We start from the raw sequence: 25,738 nt of genomic DNA, 5'->3' as shown, positions 1-25,738 counted from the left end.
GTTGTTGCCCAACAGTAAGGGAGCTCCCCCACGATGTCCATACCCGTGAGCGAGGCGCACGCCGCCAGCTACCGCGCCCGTGAGGTGCCGGCCCCCGCCCAGGTCATCGAGGGTGTCTGGGCCGTGCCGGTGCCCCTCGCCGGCAGCGCGCTGCGCGCCGTCACCGTGTTCCTGATCGAGACCCGGCGGGGCCTGGTCCTGATCGACGCCGGCTACGACCACCCGTCCTGCTGGACGTCGTTCCGGCGCTCCCTCACCGCGATCGGGCACACCGTCGAGGCGATCTCCACCGTCCTCATCACCCACAACCACCCCGACCACGTCGGCTTCGCCGACCAGGTCCGCACCGCCTCCGGCGCCCGGGTGCTGATGGGCGCCGACGACGACTTCCCCGCGATGCACCGCACCCGCGGCGCCTTCCTCGACCAGCTCGGCACCGCCCTGGACCTCACCGGCGCACCGCAGGACGTCGTCGACAGCATGTACTCCGACGCGGTGAAGGTCGCCGAGCACCACGAGTCGCTGCGCCTGGACAGCGCCCTGCCCGCCGCCGGCCTCGAGCTCGACTTCGGCGACGTGACGATCCGCGCCGTGCACACCCCCGGCCACACGTACGGGCACACCGTCTTCCACGACACCCGCGGCCTGGTCTTCACCGGCGACACGATGATGGCAGAGGGCCCGACCCAGCTCGCCATCGTCAGCCGCCCCGGCGACGACCCCGCCGGGGACCTGTTCCGCTCCCTGGACCGCATCCGGGACCTCGGCGCCGCTATCGCCTGCCCCGCACACCAGTTCCCGTACCGCGACGTCGCCGCCCGCGCCGAGCAGCTCAAGGCCTTCCACCAGGCCGAGGTCGACCAGGCCCGGGCCCTCGCCGGCCCCGGCGACACCGCCTGGGACGTGGCCCGGCGCATGACGTGGAAGAAGCCGTGGGACGAGCTCGGCGGCGGCACCCGGCGCTTCTCCCTCGTGCACACCCTGGCCCTGCTCCGCAGCGCCAGGGCCACCGCCCGCTGACGCGCCCGGCGAGGGCGGGCGCGTCAGCCTGGTGCAGGGTGGTTCAGAAGGGCATGACGAACCAGAAGAAGGTCGCCCGCGCGGTGCGGCCGGCCGCGTCGGTCACCGTGACGGTGACGTTCGAGGTCTGGAACGTCGTCGGGGTGCCGCTGACGACACCGGTGGACGGGTTCAGGGTGAGTCCGGCGGGCAGTCCGGACGCGGTGTAGCGGTAGGGGGTGGTGCCGCCCTGCGCCCGCAGGGTCAGGGTGGCCGGGCGGCCGACGACCGAGTTCTGGGTGCCGGGGTTGGTCAGGCTCAGCGAGCCGGGGGTGCCGCCGCCCTGGACGGTGAGGGTGAAGGTGGTCTGTGCGGTGGTGCCGCCCTTCGTCCCGGTGACCGTGATCGGGTAGGTGCCGGCGGGCGTACCGGCGGACGTGGTGACGGTCAGCGTGGCCGTGCCGCCGGTGCTGACGGTCCCGGGGTTGAACGACGCGGTGGCGCCGCTGGGCAGGCCGCTCGCCGACAGGGTGATGTCGCCGCCAGGGGGCGGGTTGCCACCGGGCAGCTGGGCCGCGACCTCGGCGGCGTACGTGGACACCCTGGTGTAGACGGCGTACCAGTCGCAGGCGGTCGACATCCAGGAGAACACGCCGACCACGGTGTTGCCGACCATGTAGGGGCCGCCGGAGTCGCCGACGCAGGCACCCGCGTGGCCGTCGGCGTAGCCGGTGCACAGCATCGCCGGCGTCTTGTACTGGCCGGTGTAGCGGCCCTGGCAGCCGGAGTCCGCGGCGACCGGGACGTCGGCCTTGCGCAGCACCTCGGAGTAGGTGTTGGCGCCGGTCTTGCCCCAGCCGATCGCCATGCCCATCGTGCCGGGGGTGTTGTTGGACGTGGAGGTGTTCAGCGTCGGGTAGGTCATGCCGGCCGGCACCGGCACGTCCCGGTCGAGGGTCACGACGGCGACGTCGTAGCCCTGCTGCCAGCCGGTGTACTGCGGATGCACCCAGGTCGACGCGATCTCCGCGACGAACCCGGGGTCGTTGACGTTGGTGGCGCCGTACATGTACCACTTGCGGCCCGGGTTCTCCTGCAGGCAGTGCGCGGCGGTGAGGACGGTGTGCGGCCCCATGAGCGTCGAGGAGCACGACTGCTGGCCGGGGAAGCTGCTGCCCTCGCGGCGCTGGGAGATCAGGTAGGGGTACTGCTCGACCGTGGTGGGCTGCCCGCCGACCACGGAAGGCACGGCCGTCCCGGTGGCGGTCGCGGCGATGGTACTGGTCGCCGAACCGCCCGCCTGTACCGTCGCCGACGAAGGACTCGCCGAGAGCGTGTAGTCACCGGTCGGCGGCGGGCCTGCGGCCGCGGGGACGAACAGCAGCTTGTTGGGCGTGCCCGACGGCAGCCCGGACATCTTGCCGGTGCTGGCGTTGTCCGTCACCCAGGTGTGGACCTGCGCCGGCGTGGCGGTGGGGTGCCCGGTCAGGTAGGTGGCGATCGCGCCGGCCACGTGCGGCGCCGCCATCGACGTGCCCGACATCGTGGTGCTCGCCGTGTCGGACGTGTGGTAGGCGGACAGCACGTTGCTGCCGGGCGCGAACAGGTCCATGCAGGTGCCGTAGTTGGAGTCGCCGGCCTTCGTGTCGCTGGAGGTGGCGTTGCCGACCTGCACCCCCTCGGGGATCTGCCCGCCGGGCCCGTAGTTGCAGGTGTTGCCGCCGTTGTTGCCGGTGATCAGCGACCACTGCACGCCCGCGGCGATCGAGGCGCGGATGCCGTCGGCGGCGATGTCGGGGTCGTCGGTGTAGACCGACAGGTTCACCACCGCCGGCTTCACCGCGTTCGCGGTGATCCACTCGGCGGCGCGGGTGACGTCGATGTCCTGGCCCGTGCCCTGGCAGCCGAGGATCCGCACCGAGACCAGGTTGGCCTTCTTCGCCACGCCGTAGGTCTTGCCGGCCGCGATGCCGGAGACGTGCGTGCCGTGGCCGTGGCAGTCGCCGCCGTTGGTCGACGGGGACACGAAGTCCACGCCGAGCTTCGCGCGGCCCTCGAACTCGCTGTGGCTGAAGCGGATGCCGGTGTCCACGACGTAGACGGTCACGCCCTGACCGGCGGCCGCGTCGTCGTACGTGTAGGAGCGGCTCAGCGGCAGGTCGCGCTGGTCGATGCGGTCCACGCCCCAGTTCGGCGGGTTCTGCTGGGTGGTGGCGATCCCGGCGGTCCCGGACTGCGTGACCCGGGCGACCTCCGGGCGGGCCGCGATCCGGCGGGCCGCCTGTTCGGACAGCCCCTCGACGGCGTAGCCGCTCATCGTCCTGCGGTAGACGGAGTGCAGCCGGCCGCCGTACCGGGCGACCGCCGCCTCGGCGGTGGCCTGGACGTCGGCGGCCGCGACGGTGCCGGTCTTCAACGAGACGAGATAGGCGCCGGGGACCGGTCTGGCGGCGTTGTGCCGCACGGTGCCTTCGGGTTCCGCCCAGGCGGTGCCGGGGAACAGTGCCAGGCTCAGCACCGTCACGACGGCCGCCACGAGCAGGCGACAGTTTCGCATGGTGATCGTCACGTCCTTTGGGGTGGGTCGGATGGTGCCGACACCCTAAGAACGGCGTGCGTCGATGGAGAAGGTCTTTGTCCCGCGTAAGTTACGCGTCCCTGACGCGGCCCGGACCAGCGCTTTCCGGTGTTACGCACACCTGTTACGACTGTTACGTGCGCCAGTACATGCCGACGATGCCGGGCCGGACGTCCTCGACCACCGTCACCGCGGTGCGGTCGTCGCCGGCCCAGAGCTCCGTCACGTCGACCGGGTCGTCGCCGAGGTGCCGCTGCCGGTAGCCGAACACCCGCGCCGGCAGGGCACCGGTGAAGACCACCTGGCAGGCCCACAGCCGGCACGGCCGGGTGAACGTGCGGTAGTAGCAGTCGGTGGCCTTGGGCCCGACCGCGAAGCGCAGCTCGTACTTCAGCACGGCGTGCTCGCCGACGTTGAGCCGGTGCCCGAGGATCAGCTCGGCCACACTGACCCGGCCCTCGGTGCGCATCCGGCCCGGCCGGCAGTGCGAGAAGCCGGTCCACTGCGGCGGCGGCCCGTCGTGGTCCGCCTCGTAGAACACGACGGCCCGGGTCACGTTGTCGCGCATGGCCCGCACCACCAGCCGCACCTGCAGCAGCCGCGTCGCGCCGCTCTCGACGACGAACAGGTCGTCGATGGCGAGGAACTCGAGCTGCCCGTCCGGCGGCGCGTCGATGTCGACCAGCAGCGCCGGCCGCCCCGGCCACAACCGCCGGCGCGACACCGACCCCCGCGGCCGGTGCGCCCAGCGGGGCTCGGTCCCCCGCGTCCGCAGCAGCGCCGTCAGCGACCCGGCCGGCACCGCGAGGATGTCCTCGAGCACCGGCAGCGCGGCGAGCGACCCGGCCCGCTCGGGCCGCGACCGGCCGGACCGCCAGTAGGACAGCGTGGCCCGGGACAGCCCGACCCCGCGCTCCCCCAGCAGGACGGCGAGCCGCTCCAGGGTCAGCCCGCTCGCCTCGACCGCCACGTCCAGCGCCACGGCGAACGGCCCGGTCCGCAACGCCTGCGAGACATCCGGCTCGACCATCCCCCGATCGTGCCGCCGCCCGGCAGAGCTGTCCAGCGCCCCTTCCCCGGCGGCCGCGCCACCGTCAGCCCCGCTGTCAGGCCCGCGGGATCCCGGCGGCGCGGGTGTCGGCGGCGAGGCGGCCGTCGTGCAGGGTCAGGACCCGGTCGGCGCCGGCGATCACCTGTTCGTCGTGGCTGGCGACGACGACGGCGTGGCCCGCGTGGGCGTGGGCGCGCAGCACGTCCAGGAGCAGCTGGACCCGGGCGGGATCCTGATGGCCGGTCGGCTCGTCGGCCAGCAGCAGCGCGGGCGACAGGCGCAGGGCCCGGGCGAGGGACGCGCGCTGCTGCTCCCCGCCGGACACCTGCGCGGGCAGCCGGTCCGCGAGGTGCGCGAGATCGAGGGTCCGCAGCAGCTCGTCCGTCGGCTTGCCGGGGTGCGCCGACAGCAGCGCGGGCAGCTCGACGTTCTCCCGGATGCTCAGCTCCGGCAGGAGGGCGAGGGACTGCGGCACGAAGCTCGTCTCGTGCCACCGGCTGCCGAGCCGGGTCGTCACGGTGCCGGCGTCCGGGGGTTCGTGGCCGGCGAGGACGCTGATGAGGGTGGTCTTGCCCGAGCCGGACGGGCCCGCGACGACGGTCAGCTCACCGGCGTGGATCTCCACCGTGACCCCGTCGAGCGCGGTGACCCTTCCCGCGCCCGGGTAGCGGCGCGTGACCGAGTGCGTCGTCACCACCGGTGTCGTCACGTCGCCTCCTGTACGACCCGGCCGGCCTGCAGCCGGACCACCCGGTCCGCGCGCTGCCAGACGGCGGGGTCGTGGGTGGCCGCGATGACCGCCACGCCGGCGTCGGCGATGACCCGGAGCGCGGTGACCACGGCGTCGACGTTGCCGTGGTCGAGCTGGCCGGTCGGCTCGTCCGCCACCAGTACCGACGGAGGACCGACAGCGGCGAACGCGATCGCGACCCGTTGCCGCTCGCCGCCGGACAGCTGACGGGGCAGGTGCTCCGCCCTGCCGGCGATGCCGAGCGGCGCCAGCAACGCCTCGCCGGCCGCCTCGGGCACGCCACGGATCCGCGCGGCGAGCCGCAGATGCTCGCGGACCGTCAGGTAGGCGAGGAGGTTGTCGCCGGGGTCCTGGCGCACCAGGCCGAGCCGCTCACGGCGCAGCCGGGCCCGGCCGGCCGCCGGCAGCGTGCCGATGTCCTGCCCGGCGATCGTGACCGTGCCCTCGTCCGGGCTGTCCATTCCGGTCAGCAGGCGCAGCAGGGTCGACTTGCCGGAGCCCGACGGGCCGATCACCGCGGTGATCATGCCGGCCGGGGCGCTGACGTCGACGTGCACCAGCGCGGGCACCAGATGGCCGTCGACACGGTACGAGCGGGAGACCCCCACGCAGCCGGCGCCCTGCTCAGTCGATGTCACGCAGCACCTCCGAGGTTCGGCTCCGGGTGAGCCGCCAGTGGGTCACCACCGCCACCAGGACGGCGAAGCAGCCGACCGCCGTGAGCAGGCCGGCCATCACCGGCCAGGGGAAGGACAGCACGGTGCCCGGCGGCGCGGCGGGGTCGACGTTGAGCTGGTCGCGGACCGTCACGGCGGCGGTGACCGCCAGGCCGAGCCCGGCCGCGCACCCGGCGACGAGGGAACCCGCGAACTCCGCCAGCAGCAGCCACCCCTGCACGGCGGAGCGCAGCCCCATCAGCCGGAGCATCACGTACCCGCGGCGCAGCACGCGCAGCCGCGACTCCAGGTACAGCAGGAAACCCACCATCGCCACCGTCGCGGTGAGCAGCGACAGCGCGGACAGGTAGGCGAACGTGTACGTCACCGGCTGGTAGAACGTGCTCGCGTGGCGGTCGCCGGCGACCGAGAACACCGCGACCCGCAGGCCCGCCGCGTCGACGGCCGCGCGGACCGTCGCCGGGTCGCCGCGCACCCACAGCTGCGGCACGGCGCGGACGAGCACCTCGTCGTCGAGGGCCGCCCGGTCGACGAGCAGGACCGGATACCCGCCACGCGGGGCGGGTAGGGTCGCCATCGACGTGACGTCGAGCTCGACCGCCGCGTCGCCGCCGAACGTCATCGTGGCCGCGCCGTCCGGTACCGGCGCGGACGCGACCGCCGCGAGACCGCCCGCGGCCGGTGCGCGCAGCATGCGGGCCGCCTCGGTGAGGGTCGTGCCGTCGAGGCGGTCGTCCCAGAACGCGTCGCGGGCGAACGTCGCCGGGTCGACCGCCAGCAGCGACACCTGCCGGTCGTCGAGCTGCACGTAGTCCAGGCGCAGCACCGGCGTGGCCCGGCCGGCGAGCGCCGCGGGGACCGCACCCGGCTCGGCGAGGGTGATCACCACGTCGCTGCCGGCGCCGAGCCTGGCCTGCGCGGCGAGCGTGGCGCTGACGGTCCTGGTCGCCGTCGCGCCGTAGACGGCCACCGCGACGGGCACCGCGGTGATCAGGGCGAGGGTCACCGCCGCCGCGGCGGAGTGCCGCAGCCGCCGCCGGTACAGCAGCCGCACCGCCGACCGCGTGGCCGCCGCCGTGCGGGTCCGCCGCCGCACGGCCGCCGTCGCCAGGCGCGCGCCGATGACGCAGAGGCCGAGCATCGCCAGCATCGGCACGACGAGCAGCTTCCCCGGGATCTGCACCATGGTCCCGTACTGGCTGGCGAGCCGCACCATCGACCGGTCGCCGCCGGTGAACCAGTACCCGGCCGCCGCCGCGAGCAGCAACAGCTCCCACGGCGCCGCGGCCAGCCGGCGCCGGACCCGCGCCCTGGCGGTGGGCGCGCCGGTCAGGGGCCGGCACGCGACACCGGCGGTCACGCCGAGCACCACGGTCGCGACGAGGAACGCGGCCGCCGCGGCGAGCGCCGACTGCAGCAGCGCCGCACCCGACACGTCGCTGCTCGGCCCGACCCGCGCGACCAGGAGCCCGGCCAGCGCCCAGCCGCCGACGGCGCCGGCGGCGAGCGCCGGCAACGCCTCCAGGGCGGCCTTGACCCCCAGCCAGCGCGCGGTCGCGCCGAACGTGGCGAGGACGACGAGCTCCCGCTCGCGGCGGCGGACCCAGAACGCGCCCGCCGCCATCACGACCGACAGGCCCACCAGCAGACCACCGGCGCTGATCGTCAGCACCGTCCCGCGCAGCTCCCGCTCGACCAGCGCCGCCCGCCCCGCCAGCGGTGGCAGGGCGGTGCGGTACAGGATCCGGTCGTCGTACGCGCTGCCGCGCAGCCGGTCGTGCATCGCGGCGATGCCGGCGGCGAGCCGGGTCGCCTCGGGCGCGGTCAGGTCGATCGTCGCCGGGGCCCGCTCGATGCGCTGGGCGGTCTGGATGTGCGCGCCGCTCGCGACCGCCAGCATGGTCGGCCGGTCGGCCAGGAGAAGGTCGAGCACTGGCACGTCGTTGCCGATGCCGCCGGCCTGCTGGGCCGGGTCGCCGCGGTACACCGTCGAGATGCCGCACCAGAACGGGTCGTCGGACCGGTCACGCAGGTCCCGGTAGACCGCCACGACCGGCACCGCCGTCGGCTCCCAGACCCGCCGCACGTTGCCGGCGCTCCACTCCTCGACGTTCGGCGAGATCATGAGCGTGTCCCCGGGCTTCAGCCCGTGCTCGGCCGCGAACCGGTCGGGCAGCCACAGCCCGTGACCGGGACCACCGGCGACGCGCTGCACGTGCGCTTCAAAACCGTTGCGACCGACGATGTTGACCCTGTTGTCGCCGACCGCCACCGCCGAGCTGACCAGGGTCACGGCCGGGTCGCCGAGCCCCTCCGCCGCGGCCTCGGCCTCCTGCGTCACCGCCGCCGCCAGCATCCCGGGGTCGACGGGCCGCTCCGGAGCGAGCACCTGCGACCCCAGCGCCGACGGGCACACCGACGCGGTCCTCGCCCGCAGCGTCGCGCTCCCCGCCGACGACACGAACACCGGCCCGGCCGCCACCGGCAGGACCGCCACGGCCGTCGCGACGGCGATCGCCAGGGCCACACTGGGCCGCCTGACCAGCAACAACGGCGCCCGCCGCCACGGCGCGAGCAACAGCCAACCGCCACGAGCCATCCCGCGCATCCATCCTCCGGCCCGCAACGCACACGCCCATCGGTGAATAGACCCGCACCACCCGCCCCCGGTTGCAGCGTCGGGTGCGGCGCCGTTGCCGTACCGTGTCCGGCCATGGGTGCCAAGACAGCGCTGCTGATGTTCACCGACGGCGACGTGACTCAGGCACTGCACGACGCGGCCGACCTGGACCGCACGGCGACCGAGGCGCTGGTGGCACGGCTGGTGCCCGGGCTCGAGGTGGTCGCGGTCGAGGACGGCACCCTGGGGCGGAACATCAACCCGCGGGACGGCATCCTGTACGCCGGAGTGTTCCGGGGCCTCACGGTCATCTGCGCGGCCGAGCGGGGGAGATCCAGCCCGGTTTCCTGCGGCCGGGCCGGCTGGCCGAGGGGGCCGGCCGGCGGGTGGTCCTGCACTCGATGCACAGCGTCTCGGACTTCCTCGGCTTCGCGGTCTGGGGCGCGGACGGAACCCTCGAACGAGCGCTGTGCCTGAGCCCTGATAACGGCATCGTCGAGGACCGCGGTGACCGGCTGCCGTTCGAGCAGCCGTACTGGGCCGGCGAGCACCCGGTCGACGACGACGAGCCTTATCCGCTGCCGTTCCATCCACTCGAACTCGGTGAGGATGCGCTGGCGGCGTTGTGCGGCTTCGTCATCGAAGGCACGCCGCCGGAGGGCATGCCCGATCTGTACCGGGTGCCGTTGGCCGGGTTCCGGCTGGGCGCACCGAGGCTGACCCTGCAGCGGTCACACGGCCGGCCGATCGCGCAACCATCAGCCTTCGACGTCGAGTCGCAGCTCCGCCGGCTCGGTGCCGAACTCGACCACCTGATCCTCGACCTGGGCGGCGAGAACTATCTGCAGGCCGCTGCCGGGGGTCAGTTCGGGATCCCGGCCGGCGTCTTCTGGGTCGAACGGCGCGAAGGCGGCCCGGATCTGCACTTCCGATGCCAGGTCGACACGCTCGAGGAAGTCTCGGAGATCTTCCGCGGTTACCTCGTCGACCAGGACGGTTGGGGCGACCGCAAGTGGGAGCAGGTCTGGCTGTAGCCGGCCGCCGGGATCGCTGCTAGAGATCGAGGCTCGCCGGTAGGCCGAATGTGGCGAGCAGCCCCGGGTCCTCGAACGCGTCGATCGCCGCGAGCGCTCCCGTCCGCACGCTCAGCACGATCAGCCCGAACGGGCGGAACGTGGTGTCGGCGGCCGCCAGCACGTAGGCGCCGGCCGCTGGCCGGCCGTTGGCTGGCGGTCGCCAGCATCCGCCAGCGGCCGGGGAGGTTCATGCCGCGCCAGCAGGTCGCGCTGCCCCGGATCGGGTTCGCCGGCCGGCGCCCACGTGGGGCGGCCGTCCGGCCACCGGTCGCGCAGTGTCGTCCGGGCCCGGTGCAGGGCGCTGTTGGCCGCCCGTACCGTCGTGCCGAGCAGGTCGGCCGCCTCGACGGCCGAGCACGCCAGCACGTCACGAAGGATGAGCACGGCGCGCTGCCGTGGCGGCAGCAACTGGATCGCGGCCAGGAACGCCAGCGACATCGTCTCCCGGTCGACGGCCACCGCCTCCGGGCCGGGCTGCTCGTCGAGCAGGTGGTCCGGGTGCTTCCGTCCACCTGGGTATGGCAATCATCGAAGCGGACATCTCCATGTCGCTGGACGGGTTCGTGACCGGGCCCGACCTCGACAACTTCCCCGGGTACGGCAAGGGCGGCGAACGCCTGCACGCCTGGCTCGAGCACGACGAGGGCCGGCAGCTCAGCACCGCGACGTTCGGCGCCTCGGGCGCGGTCGTCACCGGCCGGCGGGTGTACGACGACACCGACGGCTGGTCCGGTGAGGACGGCTTCTTCGGGATGCCGGTCTTCGTGCCCACCCACCGGCCGCACGATCCGGCACACACGGGCGACACGACGTTCACGTTCGTGACCGCCGGAAGCCAGCCACCTGACCTACCAGGTCCGCCGCTGACCGATGAGTGCTGGGCCAAGCTGTGGGAGGATCGCGCCGATGGGTTCGACTGCGTGGTGGTACGCCGTGGACCACCGATCTGATGTCAACGCCGCGCTCCAGCAGTTGCGGCAGCAGGTCTATGCGCGGGGCGACTACTACCGCGAGCCTCGCGATCCGGACCTGGACATGACGGAAGCCGACTTCCGCGCGAGCCTCGCCCCGCGCGACACCGACCCCGAGCGGTACGACGCCATCGTTGATGACTGGTTGGAACGCGGATCCAGACCCGTGCCGGCCGACCTGGACACCCTCGTCGCAGCGCAGCCGCACTCGGGAACCCACTCCGTCATCGACATGATCAACGGCGTATCCGCCGAGCCCGCGTTCGCGACGGTGTCCCCGCTGGCTCCGGACAACCTGATGTACACCTTCGGCACGCTGAGGCCCTCGGCGAACCAGGTGGAGGCCTGGATGAGCACTGATCTCGGCGATGAACGGGATCGCTGGGTCGGCACGTACATCATCAGCTACGACGACGACCGACCGGCCCACATCCACTTCGGCGGCCATTCCGGCGACTGAACCCGTTCAGCACGCCACGACCCGTCACCGCGCCGGAAGTCGCCGGGGCTGGTCTCTATTCGGTCCAGGCCTCGCCGAACAGCGCCCACAGTCTGGGATACCGGCGGGCGATCTCGGCGGTGGACAACCTGGCCCATTCGACGTCGTCGGGGTTGGGGTCCATGCGCAGCCGGATGTGGCGCTCTTCGGAGACCACGTCACGGATGTCGCCGTCGATGTCGGCCCGGCGATCGCCGACCGCGCACGCCACGTACTCCAGCGACTCCCAATCCGGGTAGTCCTCGTCCTGCCACGGTTGTGCAAGGGACGCCAGCCGAACCACCTCGGGTACACCGGCCAGGCTGTCGGGAGCGTCGACCGCCGCCTCGTACGCGTGCCGGCCCAGCCCGACGAGCCACATCTGGAAATAGTGGAAGGAATCCGTCCCACAGTGGCCGGTCATGATGATGTCCGCGGCCCGCCATAGCCGATAGGTGTTGGCCGGCTCGCGGGTCGCGGACAGGTGCTGGACGAAGTCGAGCAGGTGCGAGCGGGAGATCCGGCCGAGCCGCTCCCCCAGGAATTCCTCACGCTCGTGTTGAGCCGGCCCGGCCTGGCGTGACAGCTCGATGAAGGTCCAGAAGTCGTCCACGTCCACACCCATGAGCCTAGATCCGTCCGCACACCAGGACGACGATCGGAGAGTGGCATGAGCCCGTGTGCGTCTTCACCGCTCAGGCATGACAGCGCACCCGGGCCAGGATCGTGTCGGGCGCGACCGATTCGAGGTAGGAGCTCAGCGCCAGCGCGTGCTCGTCGGCGCCGCGGTTGCCGGTCTTCTCGCTGAGCCAGTCGCCGGTGAGGGTGATGTAGGCGTAGGTGGACAGGGCATGGGCGGCGGCACGGGCCAGATAGGCGTCACGGCCACCGGCGAGGGCCGCGACCGGGTCGGCGAGCAGGAACTGGAACGTGAAGTACGGGTGACGCTGGGTCACCGCTGCGGAGGCAACCGCCTGGACTGCGGGCTGGGTCAGCCAGTCTTCCTGGCCGTCGAAGTCCGACAAGGGTCGGGTGCCGGGGTGGGCCGCGGTCAGTTCGGCCCACGCGTCGAACTCGCCGGCCGCGTGCCGCACCGCGCGCCCCCGCACCGCCGCGAAGTCGATCGCCGCTTTGGGGACCGCGAAGCCGACCCGCCGCCGGCCGGGCCGCAGTCGGTCGAGCCCCCGCGGCAGCAGCGGAAACGCGGCGGCGTCACGAGCCGGCTCCCAGCGGTCCCAGATGGCCGACGGGTCGAACGGGCCGCGGGTGTAGTCATCCCGGTTGTACGGTGCGAGCGCCGCAGCGATGGCACCCGCGACGCCCGCCGGGGGCGTCGGCGGCAGAAAGACGGTGGCGTAGAAGTGCACAGCGCGGCATCCTACGGTCCGGCCGCGCCGCCCAGGAACACTGTCGCGCCGCCTTCGAACTCCCAGCTCGCCTCCGATCGCCCGGCTGCCGCTCCCCCGCGCCCAGGCAGGTCGCGGGGCCGCGGTCTGCAAGAGCGAGCACCGTCGTGCTGACCCGTCCGTACAGATCTCTCGGCTGTCCTGCCGGTACGGCGGCGGCAGGCACATGTCGTTCACCGGAGGTCGTCAGATGCGAGGATGGCCGGATGCCGCTGTACGAAATGACATCGAACGTTCTGGAGCCGGTGCCGTCCACAACCTTCGCGGCCGAGCAGGTGCTGGAGCGAGCCGACCTGCAGCGGCTCCTTCGTTCACGGATCGACATGATCGCCGACGGGGTGATGGTCGTGGCGGAGGAGTTCGGTGCATTCACCGATGCCCGTCGGCGTATCGACCTTCTCGGTGTTGACCGCAGTGGCCGATTGGTCGTCATCGAGCTCAAGCGCACGAACGACGGCGGGCATCTGGAACTCCAAGCATTACGGTATGCCGCGATGGTGTCGGTCATGACCTTTGACGACCTCGTCGAGCATCATGAGCACTACCTGGCTCAGGTCGAACCCGAAGCGGTCGATGAAGCCCGGACCAGATTGGCGGAGTTCCTTGATGCGGACGGCGAGAGCGCGGTACTAAGCCGTGAAGTCCGCCTTGTACTGGTGGCCGCAGGGTTCGACCGTGAGATCACCACGACCGTGCTCTGGCTGACCGATGTCTACGGCCTCGACATTCGCTGCGTGAAACTCACCCCGTACAAAGTCGCCGAGCGACTGCTGCTGGACGTGCAGCAGATCATCCCGCTGCCCGAAGCCGGCGAACTGACCGTTCAGATCCGTCGTAAACAAACCCAGGCAAGAGCCGTCAGTTCCGACGGTCGCGACTGGACCCAGTACGAGATCGTCACCCCCGAAGGCCGCAGTCGCCCTCTCCGTAAGCGCTGGGCCGTGCTGACCATGGCGACGGCCCTGCACAAGGCAGGCGTCACCGCCCAACAGCTCACCACCGCCATCCCGCGCTCAAGATTTCTGTCGGTCGACGGCGTCCTGAGCGGCGAAGACCTCGCCAAGGCATTCCTGGCAACCTATCCGGGCTCAAGCAAACGCCTCGGCCGCTGGTTCCTCGACGCACCCCTGCACGATCAAGGACGTACCTGGGTCGTGTCCAAGATGTGGGGCACCAATACCGAGCCTGTCCTCGACCGGCTCATCGCCTTGGCGCCGAACACCAACTTCAGCTATGAACCAACGGAGCCCGACGAGGCATGACCGCATGCCGCCACCCATGCCCGCGGAGCGACGTGGTGAAGAGGTCCATCCGACCCGAGGCGGCATTTCGGTCTGCCGTCGCACGAAGAGGGCGATGACAGACGTCGCCCGGTCTGTACCTCGTACTGAGAGGCGGGTCTTGTGGATGGCATGCCGATTGCCCTCAGCCCGTACGACCCGCAGTGGGTTGTGCTGTTCGAGCAGGAGCGGGTCAGCCTCGAAGCGGTGCTGGCGCCATGGCTGGTCGGGCCGTTCGAGCACATCGGTTCGACATCGGTGCCCGGGCTGGCGGCGAAGCCGATCATCGACATGATGGCGCCGGTGCGGAGTCTGGCGGAGGCGGCGGCCGCCGTCGGCGTGGTGACCGCGCTCGGCTACGGCAACGGCGTGCACCGTCCGGAGGAGGCGCACTACTTCTTCAAACCGGCGACCGACAACTGGTGGGAACGGGTCTACCACCTGCATCTCACGGAGCCGACCTCGCTGCTGTGGCGGCGGCGGATCGTGTTCCGGGACGCGCTGCGGTGCCGGGCGGACTACCGCTCCAGATATGAGCGGCTCAAGCGCGATCTCGCGGATGCTCACGGCGCCGACCTCGTGGCGTACGCGCGGGACAAGGACGGCTTCGTCAACGAGGTCCTCGGCGTGCGCGACAGGACGCAGGCCCCGACCGTCGGTTATCCCCGCGGACCGTGACGGCCACCGGTGCTGGTCGCACCGGTGGCCGCCTGGTTCACGTCAGTGTTGCGTCGACTGAGGGATCAGGGGTCAGGGGTAGTTCACGACCTGGCGCGGCGTGGTGTTGCCGGCCGGGTTGGGGACGGCGCCGCCGGTGTCGTTGACGACGTTGGCGATGGTGCCGACGTCGCCGAGGGACACGGTGATGACGCTGTGGAGCCGGACGCCGGCCCGGTTGGGCACCTCGAAGCCTCGGTCCACGCGGACGGCGGGGTTGACGTTGAAGTAGCAGTACACGCCGCCGCCCCACAGTTCGTGGTCGGTGACGGTGTCGGCGACCTTGTAGGCGGCGTAACCGTTGCCGCGGGGGCCGATCCAGGCCGCCTGGTTGGGCACGTCGTACGGCTTCTCGTTCTGGAAGAAGATCGTCTTGCCGCGGTTGCCGTTCCAGATCACCTCGTACTTCTGGTAGTGCTCGACGAACAGGCCGGTGGCGAGGACGTCGTCGCCGTTCACGAGGAGGCCGGTGTCGCCGGTGTTCACCGTCCAGCCGGTGGGCGCGCCGCCGTGGTCGGCCCGCCAGGCCCAGATGTGGTCGATGATCGTGTCGTCGCTGTGCACGGCGAGGGTGGTGGTGGCCTTGCCCTGGACGCTGCTGCCGATGCGGAAGAAGACGTCCTGGATGCTGATCGGGTTCGCGGCGTGGTCGGTGTGCGCACCGGCCGTGCCGACGGTCATCAGCGTGGGGCTGTTGGTCGTTCCGGCGTCGAAGGTCAGGCCGCTGACCTTGACCCCGTTGACGTCGGCGACGTTCAGCGCCTCGACGCCGCCGACCGGGATCAGGGTCGGGTAGCCGATGCCGGTGACCACCGTGTCGGGCCGGGTGACCCGGATCGTCTGGTCGAGGGAGTAGGTGCCCGGGGTGAAGAACAGGTTCAGGCCCTGGGCGAGGGCGGTGTTGATCCGGGCGGCGCTGTCACCGGGCTTGGCGACGTAGAACTGCCGCATCGGGATCGAGGTGCCGGGGGTGTTCGGCCAGGTGGCACCCGCGGAGTTGCGCCGGATGGACGGCACGAAGACGCGGTACAGGCCGGCACTGTCGACGTACAGGTACGGCTTCTCCCGGGTGACCGGGGTGGTCGCCAGGGTGGTGTGCGGCGGGTTCGGGAACGCGTTGGGCGGAGCGCCCTGCACGCCGGAGTAGACCATGTTCCACACGCCGCCGTCCCAGCGCTGGATCCGGCTGTCACGGGTGTACCACTGCTGCTGCGAACCGGAGGTCACGTAGCCGTCGACGACGGAGTCGGCCAGGTAGCCGCCGCTGGAGTAGCCCTGCCCGTTGTCCTGGTTGGACGGGGCCAGGGTCAGGTTGCCCTTGATGTGCACGCGGCGCATCGGGGCGGCCTGGGAGACGGCCCACCGGTTGATCCCGCCCTCCGGCACGATCGACAGGTTCTCCATGCTGCGCCAGAAGTTCTGCGTCGCGTTGGACTCGTCGCCGTAGTTCCAGCCGGAGTCGACGTTGACCGCGCCGTTGATCGTCACGTCGTCGGGGTTGAGGCCGAGACCGGCGACCGTGGTGTAGAAGCCCACGTTGGCCCACACTCGCCCGTACGTGCCGGGCTTGAAGAGGAACACGTGGCGCTGGGTGCCGAACTGCGCGGTGGGGCTGCGCAGCTGCGCGTTGAACGCCTGGTCCACCGCGGTCTGGATGGTCGCCGCCGACGTGGACGAGTCGAAGATCCGCACGTTCGGACCGAAGTCCGGGGTGTCGGACGTCGGGAGGGTCGGCGTGCTGGACGACGTGCTGGGCGACGGCGAGGCCGAGTTCGTCGGTCCGGAGCCGGTGAACACCTGGAACTCCCAGAGCGAGTAGCCATACCCGGTGGCCCGGGCGGTGCCGTTCATGCGCACGTAGCGGCCGGTCGTCGTGGTGACGGCCGGGGTCTGCACGCCACCGGTGCCGGCGGTCGTGCTGTAGATGTTCGTCCAGCTCGTACCGTTGGTGGACACCTGGATCTGGTAGGCGGTCGCGTACGCGGCCTCCCAGTTCAGCGAGACGCCACAGACGGACACGGCCGAGCCCAGGTCGACCTGCAGCCACTGCGGGTCAGCGGCCGCGCTGGACCAGCGGGTGCCGGTGTTGCCGTCGAACGCGGCCGAGGCCGGGGTGCCGGCGTTCTCCGTCGACGACGCGGTGGCCGTCTTGCCCTGCGCCGCGTTGGTGGTACCGCAGCCGCCCGGCGTGTCGGGGGTGCCGCCGAAGACCTGGAACTCCCACAGCGAGACACCCCACTGGGTCGCCTTCGCGGTCGCGTTGACGCGCACGTAGCGGCCGGTGCCGGTGACCGGCAGGCTCTGCTGACCGCCGGTGCCGGTCGTGGTGGAGTAGACGTTCGTCCAGGTGGTGCCGTTGGCGGAGGTCTGGATCTGGAAGGCGGTGGCGTAGGCGCCCTCCCAGTTCAGTGCGACCCGGGTGATCGACTGGGCGGAGCCGAGATCGACCTGGATCCACTGCGGGACGCTGAAGGCGCTCGACCAGCGGGTGCCTGTGTTGCCGTCGGTCGCGCTGCTGGCGGGGGTACCGGCGTTCTCCGTCGACGAGGCGGTCGTCGGCCGGCCCTGCGACAGCAGGGTCTCGGCCGCGTCGGCCCGGGTCGTGACCATGACGATGTACGTCACCAGCATGGCCGCTACCGCGGTCACGATGGCGGCCATGCGCAGGGTGCGCCGGCTCGTCAATGATCCGGATGAACGCCTATGGCCGGGGCGGGGTTCCGACCATTCCATAGGGACTCCTTCGTGAAGCTGGGGTGTCGGCGGTGTTTCACGGGTGTGAGAGAGCGCTCTCGCAGACGTCACTTTGAACCCTCCTTGGAGAGGTGTCAATGCCTCGCGATGAACGAACGCCCTCTGAGCACCGCTGTCCCATGCGCAGGCCAGGGCGCTGTAACGCGCCACTGACCTGCGGCGCCCGCCGGGTACCCGCAGCTGGGAGCGCTCTCTGAAGCGGTTAGCCAAAACCGCGATTGGTCAGGCCTCCAGGCGGTGACCGATGCGGTCCAGGGTCCCCTCGCCCCAGTACGCGCTGAGCCGCGTCGCCAGACCGCTGGATGCCCGTACGGTGGCGACGAGGTCGACGAGCAGGTCGTCGGTGGCCGCCCACAGGTAGCACTGGCCGGTCGCGCCCCACGCGTCCTTCTCCAGCAGGACCCGCTGGTCGTCGCCGCTTCCGGCGAACCGGTGCCGCTGCCCGTCGCTGTCCCCGGTCCGCTCCTCCAACCGCGTGCCGAGACCCGCCCAGGCGGCCGGGTCGAAGCCGGCGATCGGCGACCGGAGCGTCCGGTCGCCGTGCATCGCCCCGTGGTCCCAGATCCGGGTGTACACCAGATCAGAGAACGAAGCCGTGAGCGTCGTCCACTCGTCGGTGGGCTCCAGGTCGTCGAACGAGATCATCACGGGCGGGTCGTCGCTGCCGTCGAGCATGACCGCCCAGTAGCAGACGCCCTGATTCTCGATCATGAACGGCAGCAGCCGACGGTCGGCGACCGGATCCCATTCGCATTCCTGGTCGGGCTCACCGTCGGGCCAGTACTCCTCGGGCCGGCCCAGCTCGTGCGCCGCGTACACGCGGTCGTCGTTGCTGAACGCGCGCAGCGTCTCCTGCCCGGCGGCGAGTGAATACCATTCCCGCACCGACGCGGGCAGCGGGAAACCGCGCACAGTGGCGAACCGGTCGACCGCCGCGACGGCTTCGGGCGAAATCTCCGCGGTCCGCCCCGCCAGGGCCAACGACCGCGCGTGATACTGCAACTGGGACACCATATGTGGAAACTCCTGAATGCCTTGGATACGTTCGACGCGATGATCTTGAATCGCGCGGTGCATCGTACAAAGGCGGTTCAAGGCCGGCCGGGTTCAGACATCGCAATGCAGTTCGACCGGGATGTTGCCGCGTGTGGCGTCGAAGTACGGGCAGACCTGGTGAGTGGCCTCGATGAGCTCGCGACCGGCTTCCCGGGGCAGGTTTTCCGGCAGCTTCGTCCGCAGGGCGACTTCGAGACGGAAGCCGCCTTGCCCGTTCGGGACGAGGCCGACCTCAGCGGTGACCGACATGCCGGAGACGTCGATCTTCTTCTGCCGCGCCACCAGCTGCATCGAGGTGGCGAAGCAGGCGGCGTACCCGGCCGCGAACAACTGTTCCGGGTTGGTGCCGTCGCCGGTGCCGCCCAACTCCTTCTGCGGGGCGAGCGTGACGTCCAGCTCGCCGTCCGAGCTGAAGGCGCGGCCGTCACGGCCGGTGGCGGTCGCGACGGCGGTGTAGTGGCTCATGTCCTGCTCCTCTGCCCTGCCGGAGGTGGCGCCGAGCGCCGACACCGGCGAAGGCGCCGCCACGATCCTGTTGTGCGGCGCGTACACGCTCGACCAGACCCGGCCGCATCCACTGTTCCAGGAGCTGCCCGAGGTGATTCACCTGCCGGCCCGCCTCGGCCGCCGCTCGCCGCTGCACACCGCCGTCAACCTGCTCGGCGACGAGATCGCCGACCCGGGCCACGGCACCGAAGCCGTCGTCTCGGCCCTGCTGGACATGATGCTGCTGTACATCCTGCGGGCCTGGCTCGCCGACCAGACCGAGGGCGGCCCGGCCGCCGGCTGGGCCGCGACGCTGGCCGATCCCGCGATCACCGCGGCGCTGCGCCACATCCACCAGGAACCCGCCCGGCAGTGGACGGTCGAAGCGCTGGGCGCGACGGCCGGACTGTCGCGGGCGGCCTTCTCCCGCCGGTTCACCTCACTGGTCGGCGAACCACCACTCGGTTACCTGACCTGGTGGCGGATGACCCTGGCAGCACGCCTGCTGCGCGACAGCGACAAATCGGTGCAGACGATAGCGCAGAGCACCGGATACACCTCCGAGTTCGCCTTCGCCAAAGCGTTCAAACGGGAGCAAGGCCTGGCCCCCGGCCAGTACCGCCGACACTCGCGAAAGTAGTCCCGCCCTTGCTCCGGCACCGGCGGTGGTACCGGCCGTGCGACCATGTGGCATGGGCCGCCGGTCAGGGGATTCTCAGTCGTTCGCCGATGCCTTCCGCGCGGCGAGTTCAGGCGGGGGGCAGGTCGCCGGGGCATGGCCACGACCGATCAAGCAGCGCCGGTGGACCGACGAACACGGCACCAGTTGGCAGATCCGCGGCCGGGGGATGGACGCTGACGGCCCGCCGCTGCGCCGGCTCTTGAAGCGTCCCGACCTGCGAGTCTTGCACGCCTATGGCCCCGACCCGCGCGAGGTGACCGGCCACGAGCGCGAAGCGCTGCTGGAGCGAGTGCGGACCTTCGCTGCCGGCGAAGCTCCGCCTCACAGCTACTTCTGGCTGGCCGAGTTCAGAAACCAGGATCGGCAGGTCATGCTCGTCATCGAAGAATCGTGCTGACGGCATCGCCTGCTCGCAGCGCCGCTCACCGTCCGGATCTTTGTGGGCGTCAGACCGCTTCGTTGTGGCTACGGCTGCGGGTACGTCTCCAGCAGCCGGGCCGCCTCGGCGCGCAGTTCTTCTCGGGTGAGACCGCCGCCGAACATCGAGTCGGCGACCAGGTCCAGGAACCGGATGAACTCGTCGGCGCCCGGCGGCGGCCGGTCGTCCAGCGGCTCGAGGTCGCCGCGCTTGCGGAGGTTCCATTCCTGGATCACCCGTACGCTGGCGTTGTCGGCGCGCTGCCAGCACTCCGACCAGTCGAGGTCGTTGAGCTCGACGGCCGGGTACACCGTGTCCACCGGCACGAGTCCGAGCGCCCGCACCAGTTCGTTCATGGCCTCGTCGTCGGTGTCGGGGCCGATCGCCTCGGCGATCCGTTGCGGGGTGGTGTCGAGGCCGGCATCGGCGGCCCAGCCGGCCAGGTGGTCCGCCAGACCGGCCAGGTCGTTCGCCGGCACGTCGACGCCGGCGGGCTGCGGCACCGTGGAGTCGTCGTGGTGATCGAAGATGCAGCCCTTGTCGTTGTCCGCCCAGGGGGCGAAGTGTGCCAGCCACAGCCGGCCGTCGGGGGTCGCGCCACCGAACTGCAGGCAGTAGCTCTCCTTGATCTCCACCGCCAGCACGGGCGCGCCGGTGGAGATCGCCAGGGGTACCGGCCCGCCGTGGATGGCCGGCCACTCGTGGTACATCGGCGTCATGAGGCCGGCCAGTTGCCACCCCTCCTGGTGCCGTTCGACGAGCATGCACCGGCTGCCGAAGGCCGACCGCATGCCGGGCACGTTCGGCAGCAGCGTCGCCGACCGGGCCAGCACGTAGGTGCCGTAGTAGCCCATTCAGCGCTCCCGAGCCTGGCGCGCCACTGCCGGCCTCAGCGGCGGATGAGGATGCCGGAAGGTGTGGGTCATGATGCCGGCGGGTCCGTCGGTCTGGCTCGCTGCGGCTGGATCGTCTCGTACCGGGCGAGCATCGCCACGAATTCGGCGATCTTCCGGGCGCGCGTCTCGGCCCGCTTGACGGCATTGACCCGGCTGATGATGGAGAAGCGGTTGGACTTGGTGAGCACGTCGAACATCGCCTGCGCCGCTGGGTCGGCGGCGATCGCGGCGCGCAGGTCGGACGGTACCTCCGCTTCCGACGACGGCGCATAGGCGGCTGTCCACCGTCCGTCGGCCTTCGCGGCGTCCACCGCGGCGCGGCCGGCGGGCAGCATCAGGCCGGCCGCCTCCAGCCGGGCCACGTTGGCGACATTGCGTTGGGACCAGACGCTGCGGGCCCGGCGCGGGGTGAACCGCCGCCAGGAGCTGCCTTCGTCGCGCTTGCGGGCCTGCCCGTCGATCCAGCCGAAGCACAGCGCCTCGTCGACCGCGTGCTGCCAGGTCAGCGTGGTGACGGAGCCGTCCTTCCTGGTCAGAGCGAGCCACACGCCAGGGGACGCGGTGTGGTTGTCCAGCAGCCACGCACGCAGCGCCGCGCCGTCCGCCACGACCAACTCGTCCAGTTCGGTTCCCACCACCACAGGCTAGCGGAGCGATCATGCTGGATGGCGACGCGCTCGCGGAGCTGGTGCCTTCAACCGGTCCGCTTGAAGTCGCCGGGCCGTTCGGCGAGCTTGCGTTCCATCGCTTCCCACAGAACTTCGCGATCGTCCACCACGATCATGCTCATGTACTCGCGCAGCAGGACCGAGTACTCGGTCACGAACGCCCGCGCTGGCAGCCCCCGGATCCAGGCGCCAAGGTGCGGCAAACCGAAATAGTCGTGTGCCGTGGCAGCCTGCTCGATCTCCACGGCCGTACGCCGCTCGACCGTACTCTCGGTGCCATCCGCGGAGATCGCGGTGAAGATATCCACCACCGCCCACAAATACCGGTCGCCCGCCAGCCCATCCGCCGGCGGCGCCGCCGCGCAAACCCTGTTCCACACAGCATGCGGGTCAAGCTCCATCCGAACACTCTTGCACGGCCCCGGCATTCCAGGCCCGAGCCCGACCCGCGCGCCAGGCACGATGCAACAGCACCGGATTCGCGCCGGCGAGACGCGTCAGGCCACTGCGGCGGCTGCGTTCACCAGTGGCTGGAAACGACCCCGCTGCGCCCACCGAGTACATCGCGAAGCTCGGCGATCAGGCGCTGCGTAATCGGTGGCCAGTTGAAGAAGGTCACCGCGGGTGCCCCGATCAGCACTTGGTCTTGACGATCGCCGCTGGCCGGCTGTACAACTCCGGTGATGATCATGGGGTGGACGACCGACGCGCAGAAGGTGATCCGGCGTACGCCGTGCCTCGCTGCCGCCGCGGGCCGGTCGAACATCACGGCGCAGGACCTGGCGATGGCCCTTGGCAGGCCTTTGGGCAACACCGCTGAGCTCTGGTCGCCCGTACCCGAACCCCCGGAGCTCGTGCAGCCAGTGACGGAAGTACGGTTCGACCGGTCGGTCAAGCGGATCATCGAGCGGTCGGTGCGCATTGCCCTGAACCGTGGGACGCAGCACCTCGGCACCGAGCACTTCGCCGCCGCCCTGGTCCACCACGGGCCACCGGACGTCACGGCCTGGCTGGCCGCCCACGGCGTCACGCCGGACAAGGTCGACTCGCTCATCACCGGACTGGCCGGCGGCACCGGCGTCGAACAGCTCGCCGACGAACCGTTGAGCAGGACACGGTCGCCGAACCCGGTCGTGGCGCGCCTGCTGGCCGTCGCGGGTGTGATCGCCGCCGTGGCCGTGATGTTCGTGCTCTGCGTCTGGGGGCCGTGACACCCACGCGATCCTCGGGGCTGTGGTGCGTGACGTTCGTTTCGCCGGAGAACTGCGCGTGCCCCGCAACCGGTCGGCCGTCAGCGCCGTCGGGGCTAGGAAATCGTCTGCGGGCCGCGGAGCAGTGCCGCTAAACGCTCGACCTGCTCGGCGGTGACGTCGGTATCCAGTCGGCTGCGGATTCCGCCGAGGTTTCCGTCGTACATCTTCTGCAGCTCGTTCTCGGTCATGCCTCGCTGCAACATCGTCGAGCGGACCGGCCAGTGGACCTGTAGCCGGTCGGCGAGCATCCCGCGCCCGTGAGTAATGGCTCGGGGCAGGATCGAGTCGTACAGACGGTCCGGATCGTGGACCGCTTGACGGGCCCAGTCGTCGCCCCAGAACTCCAGCGTCCAACCGGGCCAAAGCTCAGCCCAGCGCTGCCGCAGGCCGTGCAACGGCTCGACGCTCCACAAGGCGGCCCGCCGGGTGAGCGGGTCAAGGTCCAAGCCTGCGGTCGGCGAGTTCGAGGCGGACTCGGGAAGCTCCGGCCCGGCGGTGACCCACTCGACCAGGCCGGGACCCATCCGCCAACGCTGCCACACCGCGACGGGGTTCAACCCGTACAGACGCACGCGGCCGTCGGCGCCACGGACGGTGACGATCGCCGCGACGATGTCATCAGGCTCGAATACGTTGCGTTCGGTGTGGTCCGGCTTCTCGTCGTCGCGCACGGTGGCCGGGTCCAGCCCGACGTACGCCATGAGATCTGCGATCCCGTCGTAGGCCCATCGGATGTCCCAGTCCGGCCACGTCGCCGCGTACGCCTGCAACATCGCCGCTCGATACACCATCCGGTTGAACAGGGTGTTGAACAGCAGCAGCACCCGGCGGTCCAGGTCGATCAGGACACCGCCCTCACACATGACGTCGCTGAACCAGGGACCGTCGGCGCACTCGCCGAGATGCGCGAGCCGGCGCAGCACCACCTCGGGACCGACAGCGAAATCGTAGTCGATCGCCAGGCCCGAGCCGCCGCCCAACGCGTACACCGTGCATTCGCCATCGCGGACGACGACGTAGTTGACCCTGCTACCCACCGGCGTACCCTAGCGCTCCGATCATGAGGCGCGTTCCGCCGGCCTGGGATGCCTTCGACGTCCGGTAGGACCGCGACCTCCGACGCAGGCCCTGGGCTACGCCGCGAGCCGGAACGTCGCTGCGGCCTGGGACGGGCTCATGCCTTCCGACTCGCCGGGCACGTCCACGACAAGGGTGACACCCTCGTCGATCAGTTGGGCGCGGCTGGTGTGCCTCGCGGCGGTCGCCGCATAGCGCAGTACATCGGCGGAGGGCACGCGTGCGTGGTTGCGGCGTTACGCATTGCGGTGGACCAGGACCTCGTCCGCCACCCGGAATCGCAGCGCCGTTGTCGGGCGGCCGTGCTGCCGGGCCCACGCGATCATTCTGGTCCGCGCGTGGGGCATGACGTTGGTCGCGTCGACCACCACGGCAAGGGCCGCTTTCAGCCGCGCCTCGACGCGCCGGTCCATTTCGTCGAACACTGCCGGATCATCGCGAACGTCGACGCGGGATCCGAACAACTCGTCGCGGATGGCGTCACAGGAGACGACACCACCCGGATCCAGCCGGCCATGCTCGATCCAGGCGCGGACAAAGGATGATTTACCCGACGCGGGTGGCCCGACAAGCAGGACGAGTCCATTCGGTACGGCATCTTCGCTGTGGACACCGATCTCGGCCATGGCCACCTGTACCGCTCCGCAGCAAACTCGGTCAATGGGCGAGGACCCTGTCGAGCTTATGGTGAGCGCATGAAAAGGGTGTCGTGGGCGACTCCGGTCGTCCTGCTGATCCTCGCCGGCGGCTGTGGCCTCTTCGGCTGGTACTTCGCCGACAAAGGTGAGCGGCTCGACCGGTTCGGCATCACCACCGAGGCGGTGATCGTGAAGCAGGGCACGTCCGGCAGGAACGGCAACAGTGCGAAGGTCACCTTCGTCACCGAGCGCGGTGAACGCCCCGAGGTGGCGTGCGACACCTGCTCCAAGGACCTGCGCAAGGGCGAGCGCGTCGACATCCGCTACGACCCGGAGAACCCGTGGGACCCGGTCGAGCAGGCCGGCCGCCCCGCCGGGCCCGAAGGCGCCAGGTTCGGCTGGGCCGGCGCCGCCATCCTGCTGGCACTGGCACTGCTCACGGCCTGGCTGCGCATCAGACGCACCCGGGCGGCGCGGCGAACGTGATCGGCACAGGGACCGCACTTTCATCAGTCTCCCGTACGCGCCGCCGCGATCAGCGCTTCCACCCGCTCCAGCTCGGGGTCACGCAGACCGACCGTGTCGGTGGCCCAGAACGCCTCGGGGTAGATCAGCTGGCCGATCATCCACGGCTGGTACGTCGAAAGCAGCGCCACCTGGAACCCCGGGTCCGGGATGCGCGTCGAGGGCCGGTCGAACCCGAGGGCGGAGGCGGGGCTGAACCCGCGGGGTCCGTAGTATTCCGGGCTGCCCTCCAGGAAGACAGCCGGCGCGCCACGATCCGCGGCGGTCTGCAGCGCCGCCGCGACCAGCGCGGTGCCGACGCCGCGGCCTTGGAGGTCGGGACGCACCGACAGCGGGGAGAGCACCAGCACCTCGACCGCCTCGCGTCGAGCGTCCACCCAGCCGCGGGAGAGACCGACGTGCCCGACCAGCTCGTCGTCGACAACAGCGACCAGACTCGCCCGGGCCGCTCCGCCGGCCCGCAGACCTCGCATCATCTGCACGACGCGCCCGTCCCGTGGCTCGCCGAATGCCGCCGAGACGACCTCCTCGGCAGCCAGCTCTTCGCCCGGCGTCACGCTACGGATGTCCATGGCGCGACCCTACTTTCAGTGGTCGGCCGGCGCACCGCAGTTTCTCGGGCGCCGATCTAGGATGTCCGGCGAAACGGGTCAGGCGTATTGACAGACGTATGCATGCTGA

29 protein-coding genes and 1 pseudogene are annotated in these 25,738 nt (G+C 71.0%); 11 read left to right on the top strand and 19 right to left on the bottom strand.

All coding sequences use genetic code 11. The annotated features are described in order from the left end of the window. The first annotated feature begins 33 nt into the window (after positions 1 to 33). Positions 34 to 1,020: an MBL fold metallo-hydrolase gene (locus ACZ6TV_RS43955; protein ID WP_465305502.1), complete on the top strand. Its 987-nt coding sequence runs from the start codon at positions 34 to 36 to the stop codon at positions 1,018 to 1,020. A 43-nt stretch (positions 1,021 to 1,063) separates the two neighbouring features. Here ACZ6TV_RS43955 and ACZ6TV_RS43950 read toward each other — a convergent pair whose 3' ends face one another. The 5 genes from ACZ6TV_RS43950 to ACZ6TV_RS43930 all read right to left on the bottom strand — a co-directional run bounded on the left by ACZ6TV_RS43950 (position 1,064) and on the right by ACZ6TV_RS43930 (position 8,655). Next, positions 1,064 to 3,556, bottom strand: a complete 2,493-nt coding sequence (locus ACZ6TV_RS43950; protein WP_465305500.1) for a trypsin-like serine protease — start codon at positions 3,554 to 3,556, stop codon at positions 1,064 to 1,066. 154 nt (positions 3,557 to 3,710) lie between these two features. Beyond that, positions 3,711 to 4,607, bottom strand: coding sequence for a hypothetical protein (locus ACZ6TV_RS43945; RefSeq protein WP_465305498.1), 897 nt, complete (start codon positions 4,605 to 4,607; stop codon positions 3,711 to 3,713). A gap of 76 nt (positions 4,608 to 4,683) precedes the next feature. After that, entirely contained in the window at positions 4,684 to 5,337 is a 654-nt protein-coding gene (locus ACZ6TV_RS43940; protein ID WP_465305496.1) for an ABC transporter ATP-binding protein, read from the bottom strand. After that, on the bottom strand, positions 5,334 to 6,017 hold the full coding sequence (locus tag ACZ6TV_RS43935) for an ABC transporter ATP-binding protein (protein ID WP_465305494.1): 684 nt from the start codon (positions 6,015 to 6,017) through the stop codon (positions 5,334 to 5,336). Before ACZ6TV_RS43935 ends, ACZ6TV_RS43940 begins: the two co-directional genes overlap by 4 nt. Beyond that, positions 6,004 to 8,655: an FtsX-like permease family protein gene (locus tag ACZ6TV_RS43930; RefSeq protein ID WP_465305492.1), complete on the bottom strand. Its 2,652-nt coding sequence runs from the start codon at positions 8,653 to 8,655 to the stop codon at positions 6,004 to 6,006. The genes ACZ6TV_RS43935 and ACZ6TV_RS43930 overlap by 14 nt, the downstream gene beginning before the upstream one ends. Before the next feature lie 114 nt (positions 8,656 to 8,769). Here ACZ6TV_RS43930 and ACZ6TV_RS43925 point away from each other — a divergent pair. After that, positions 8,770 to 9,003 (top strand): annotated as a pseudogene (locus ACZ6TV_RS43925) (DUF6928 family protein); the annotation flags it as partial. After that, entirely contained in the window at positions 8,988 to 9,710 is a 723-nt protein-coding gene (locus ACZ6TV_RS43920) for a DUF6928 family protein (RefSeq protein ID WP_465305565.1), read from the top strand. The pseudogene ACZ6TV_RS43925 and the gene ACZ6TV_RS43920, both read left to right, overlap by 16 nt. Before the next feature lie 120 nt (positions 9,711 to 9,830). Here ACZ6TV_RS43920 and ACZ6TV_RS43915 read toward each other — a convergent pair whose 3' ends face one another. Beyond that, the gene (locus ACZ6TV_RS43915; protein WP_465305490.1) at positions 9,831 to 10,277 is read right to left on the bottom strand and encodes a sigma factor-like helix-turn-helix DNA-binding protein; all 447 of its coding nucleotides are present in this window, start codon (positions 10,275 to 10,277) and stop codon (positions 9,831 to 9,833) included. On the opposite strand from ACZ6TV_RS43915, the gene ACZ6TV_RS43910 reads away from it, so the two are divergent. Next, positions 10,271 to 10,702, top strand: coding sequence for a hypothetical protein (locus tag ACZ6TV_RS43910; RefSeq protein WP_465305488.1), 432 nt, complete (start codon positions 10,271 to 10,273; stop codon positions 10,700 to 10,702). The genes ACZ6TV_RS43915 and ACZ6TV_RS43910 overlap by 7 nt on opposite strands. After that, entirely contained in the window at positions 10,686 to 11,183 is a 498-nt protein-coding gene (locus ACZ6TV_RS43905; protein WP_465305486.1) for a hypothetical protein, read from the top strand. The genes ACZ6TV_RS43910 and ACZ6TV_RS43905 overlap by 17 nt, the downstream gene beginning before the upstream one ends. A gap of 55 nt (positions 11,184 to 11,238) precedes the next feature. Here ACZ6TV_RS43905 and ACZ6TV_RS43900 read toward each other — a convergent pair whose 3' ends face one another. Both ACZ6TV_RS43900 and ACZ6TV_RS43895 read right to left on the bottom strand, forming a co-directional pair. Further along, positions 11,239 to 11,826: a DUF4240 domain-containing protein gene (locus tag ACZ6TV_RS43900; protein WP_465305484.1), complete on the bottom strand. Its 588-nt coding sequence runs from the start codon at positions 11,824 to 11,826 to the stop codon at positions 11,239 to 11,241. 70 nt (positions 11,827 to 11,896) lie between these two features. Beyond that, the gene (locus ACZ6TV_RS43895) at positions 11,897 to 12,568 is read right to left on the bottom strand and encodes a hypothetical protein (protein ID WP_465305482.1); all 672 of its coding nucleotides are present in this window, start codon (positions 12,566 to 12,568) and stop codon (positions 11,897 to 11,899) included. A gap of 245 nt (positions 12,569 to 12,813) precedes the next feature. Between ACZ6TV_RS43895 and ACZ6TV_RS43890 the strand changes: the two genes are divergently transcribed. Together ACZ6TV_RS43890 and ACZ6TV_RS43885 are read left to right on the top strand one after the other, a co-directional pair. After that, a complete protein-coding gene (locus tag ACZ6TV_RS43890) occupies positions 12,814 to 13,869 on the top strand; it encodes a hypothetical protein (protein WP_465305480.1) in 1,056 nt (351 codons plus the stop codon). Between the two features lie 150 nt (positions 13,870 to 14,019). After that, positions 14,020 to 14,565 (top strand): GrpB family protein, encoded by a 546-nt coding sequence (locus ACZ6TV_RS43885; RefSeq protein WP_465305478.1) that lies wholly within the window; start codon positions 14,020 to 14,022, stop codon positions 14,563 to 14,565. A 72-nt stretch (positions 14,566 to 14,637) separates the two neighbouring features. Here ACZ6TV_RS43885 and ACZ6TV_RS43880 read toward each other — a convergent pair whose 3' ends face one another. The 3 genes from ACZ6TV_RS43880 to ACZ6TV_RS43870 all read right to left on the bottom strand — a co-directional run bounded on the left by ACZ6TV_RS43880 (position 14,638) and on the right by ACZ6TV_RS43870 (position 18,879). Next, entirely contained in the window at positions 14,638 to 17,265 is a 2,628-nt protein-coding gene (locus ACZ6TV_RS43880) for a discoidin domain-containing protein (protein WP_465305476.1), read from the bottom strand. A 315-nt stretch (positions 17,266 to 17,580) separates the two neighbouring features. Continuing rightward, a complete protein-coding gene (locus ACZ6TV_RS43875; protein WP_465305474.1) occupies positions 17,581 to 18,360 on the bottom strand; it encodes an SMI1/KNR4 family protein in 780 nt (259 codons plus the stop codon). Positions 18,361 to 18,465: 105 nt separating this feature from the next. After that, positions 18,466 to 18,879 carry an organic hydroperoxide resistance protein gene (locus tag ACZ6TV_RS43870; RefSeq protein WP_465305472.1) on the bottom strand — a complete coding sequence of 138 codons (414 nt, stop codon included), beginning with the start codon at positions 18,877 to 18,879 and terminating at the stop codon, positions 18,466 to 18,468. Here ACZ6TV_RS43870 and ACZ6TV_RS43865 point away from each other — a divergent pair. Both ACZ6TV_RS43865 and ACZ6TV_RS43860 read left to right on the top strand, forming a co-directional pair. Next, positions 18,878 to 19,540, top strand: a complete 663-nt coding sequence (locus ACZ6TV_RS43865) for a helix-turn-helix transcriptional regulator (RefSeq protein WP_465305470.1) — start codon at positions 18,878 to 18,880, stop codon at positions 19,538 to 19,540. The genes ACZ6TV_RS43870 and ACZ6TV_RS43865 overlap by 2 nt on opposite strands. 52 nt (positions 19,541 to 19,592) lie before the next feature. Further along, the gene (locus ACZ6TV_RS43860) at positions 19,593 to 19,979 is read left to right on the top strand and encodes a hypothetical protein (RefSeq protein ID WP_465305468.1); all 387 of its coding nucleotides are present in this window, start codon (positions 19,593 to 19,595) and stop codon (positions 19,977 to 19,979) included. A 68-nt stretch (positions 19,980 to 20,047) separates the two neighbouring features. Here ACZ6TV_RS43860 and ACZ6TV_RS43855 read toward each other — a convergent pair whose 3' ends face one another. The 4 genes from ACZ6TV_RS43855 to ACZ6TV_RS43840 all read right to left on the bottom strand — a co-directional run bounded on the left by ACZ6TV_RS43855 (position 20,048) and on the right by ACZ6TV_RS43840 (position 22,486). Continuing rightward, positions 20,048 to 20,854: a hypothetical protein gene (locus ACZ6TV_RS43855; protein WP_465305466.1), complete on the bottom strand. Its 807-nt coding sequence runs from the start codon at positions 20,852 to 20,854 to the stop codon at positions 20,048 to 20,050. 68 nt (positions 20,855 to 20,922) lie between these two features. Then, positions 20,923 to 21,534, bottom strand: coding sequence for a YdeI/OmpD-associated family protein (locus tag ACZ6TV_RS43850; protein ID WP_465305464.1), 612 nt, complete (start codon positions 21,532 to 21,534; stop codon positions 20,923 to 20,925). Between the two features lie 56 nt (positions 21,535 to 21,590). Then, entirely contained in the window at positions 21,591 to 21,965 is a 375-nt protein-coding gene (locus ACZ6TV_RS43845) for a hypothetical protein (RefSeq protein ID WP_465305462.1), read from the bottom strand. 119 nt (positions 21,966 to 22,084) lie between these two features. Beyond that, on the bottom strand, positions 22,085 to 22,486 hold the full coding sequence (locus ACZ6TV_RS43840) for a hypothetical protein (protein WP_465305460.1): 402 nt from the start codon (positions 22,484 to 22,486) through the stop codon (positions 22,085 to 22,087). Here ACZ6TV_RS43840 and ACZ6TV_RS43835 point away from each other — a divergent pair. After that, complete coding sequence (locus tag ACZ6TV_RS43835) at positions 22,479 to 22,775, top strand: hypothetical protein (protein ID WP_465305458.1); 297 nt, start codon at positions 22,479 to 22,481, stop codon at positions 22,773 to 22,775. The two genes, ACZ6TV_RS43840 and ACZ6TV_RS43835, sit on opposite strands and share 8 nt — an antisense overlap. A 95-nt stretch (positions 22,776 to 22,870) precedes the next feature. Here the strand turns inward: ACZ6TV_RS43835 and ACZ6TV_RS43830 are convergent, their stop codons facing one another. From ACZ6TV_RS43830 to ACZ6TV_RS43820, 3 genes are all read right to left on the bottom strand, one after another. Next, the gene (locus ACZ6TV_RS43830; RefSeq protein ID WP_465305456.1) at positions 22,871 to 23,854 is read right to left on the bottom strand and encodes a hypothetical protein; all 984 of its coding nucleotides are present in this window, start codon (positions 23,852 to 23,854) and stop codon (positions 22,871 to 22,873) included. Positions 23,855 to 23,950: 96 nt separating this feature from the next. Continuing rightward, positions 23,951 to 24,112: a hypothetical protein gene (locus tag ACZ6TV_RS43825; protein WP_465305454.1), complete on the bottom strand. Its 162-nt coding sequence runs from the start codon at positions 24,110 to 24,112 to the stop codon at positions 23,951 to 23,953. Between the two features lie 18 nt (positions 24,113 to 24,130). After that, on the bottom strand, positions 24,131 to 24,520 hold the full coding sequence (locus tag ACZ6TV_RS43820; protein WP_465305452.1) for an AAA family ATPase: 390 nt from the start codon (positions 24,518 to 24,520) through the stop codon (positions 24,131 to 24,133). A gap of 69 nt (positions 24,521 to 24,589) precedes the next feature. On the opposite strand from ACZ6TV_RS43820, the gene ACZ6TV_RS43815 reads away from it, so the two are divergent. After that, the gene (locus tag ACZ6TV_RS43815; RefSeq protein ID WP_465305450.1) at positions 24,590 to 25,018 is read left to right on the top strand and encodes a DUF3592 domain-containing protein; all 429 of its coding nucleotides are present in this window, start codon (positions 24,590 to 24,592) and stop codon (positions 25,016 to 25,018) included. 23 nt (positions 25,019 to 25,041) lie between these two features. On the opposite strand, the gene ACZ6TV_RS43810 is transcribed toward ACZ6TV_RS43815, so the two are convergent. Then, the gene (locus tag ACZ6TV_RS43810) at positions 25,042 to 25,629 is read right to left on the bottom strand and encodes a GNAT family N-acetyltransferase (protein WP_465305448.1); all 588 of its coding nucleotides are present in this window, start codon (positions 25,627 to 25,629) and stop codon (positions 25,042 to 25,044) included. Positions 25,630 to 25,738 lie beyond the last annotated feature (109 nt).

It is taken from the genome of Dactylosporangium sp. NPDC051087 (genome assembly GCF_055586325.1).
Note: the sequence above shows the minus strand (reverse complement) of the source record. Positions and strands in the feature narration are given on the sequence as shown.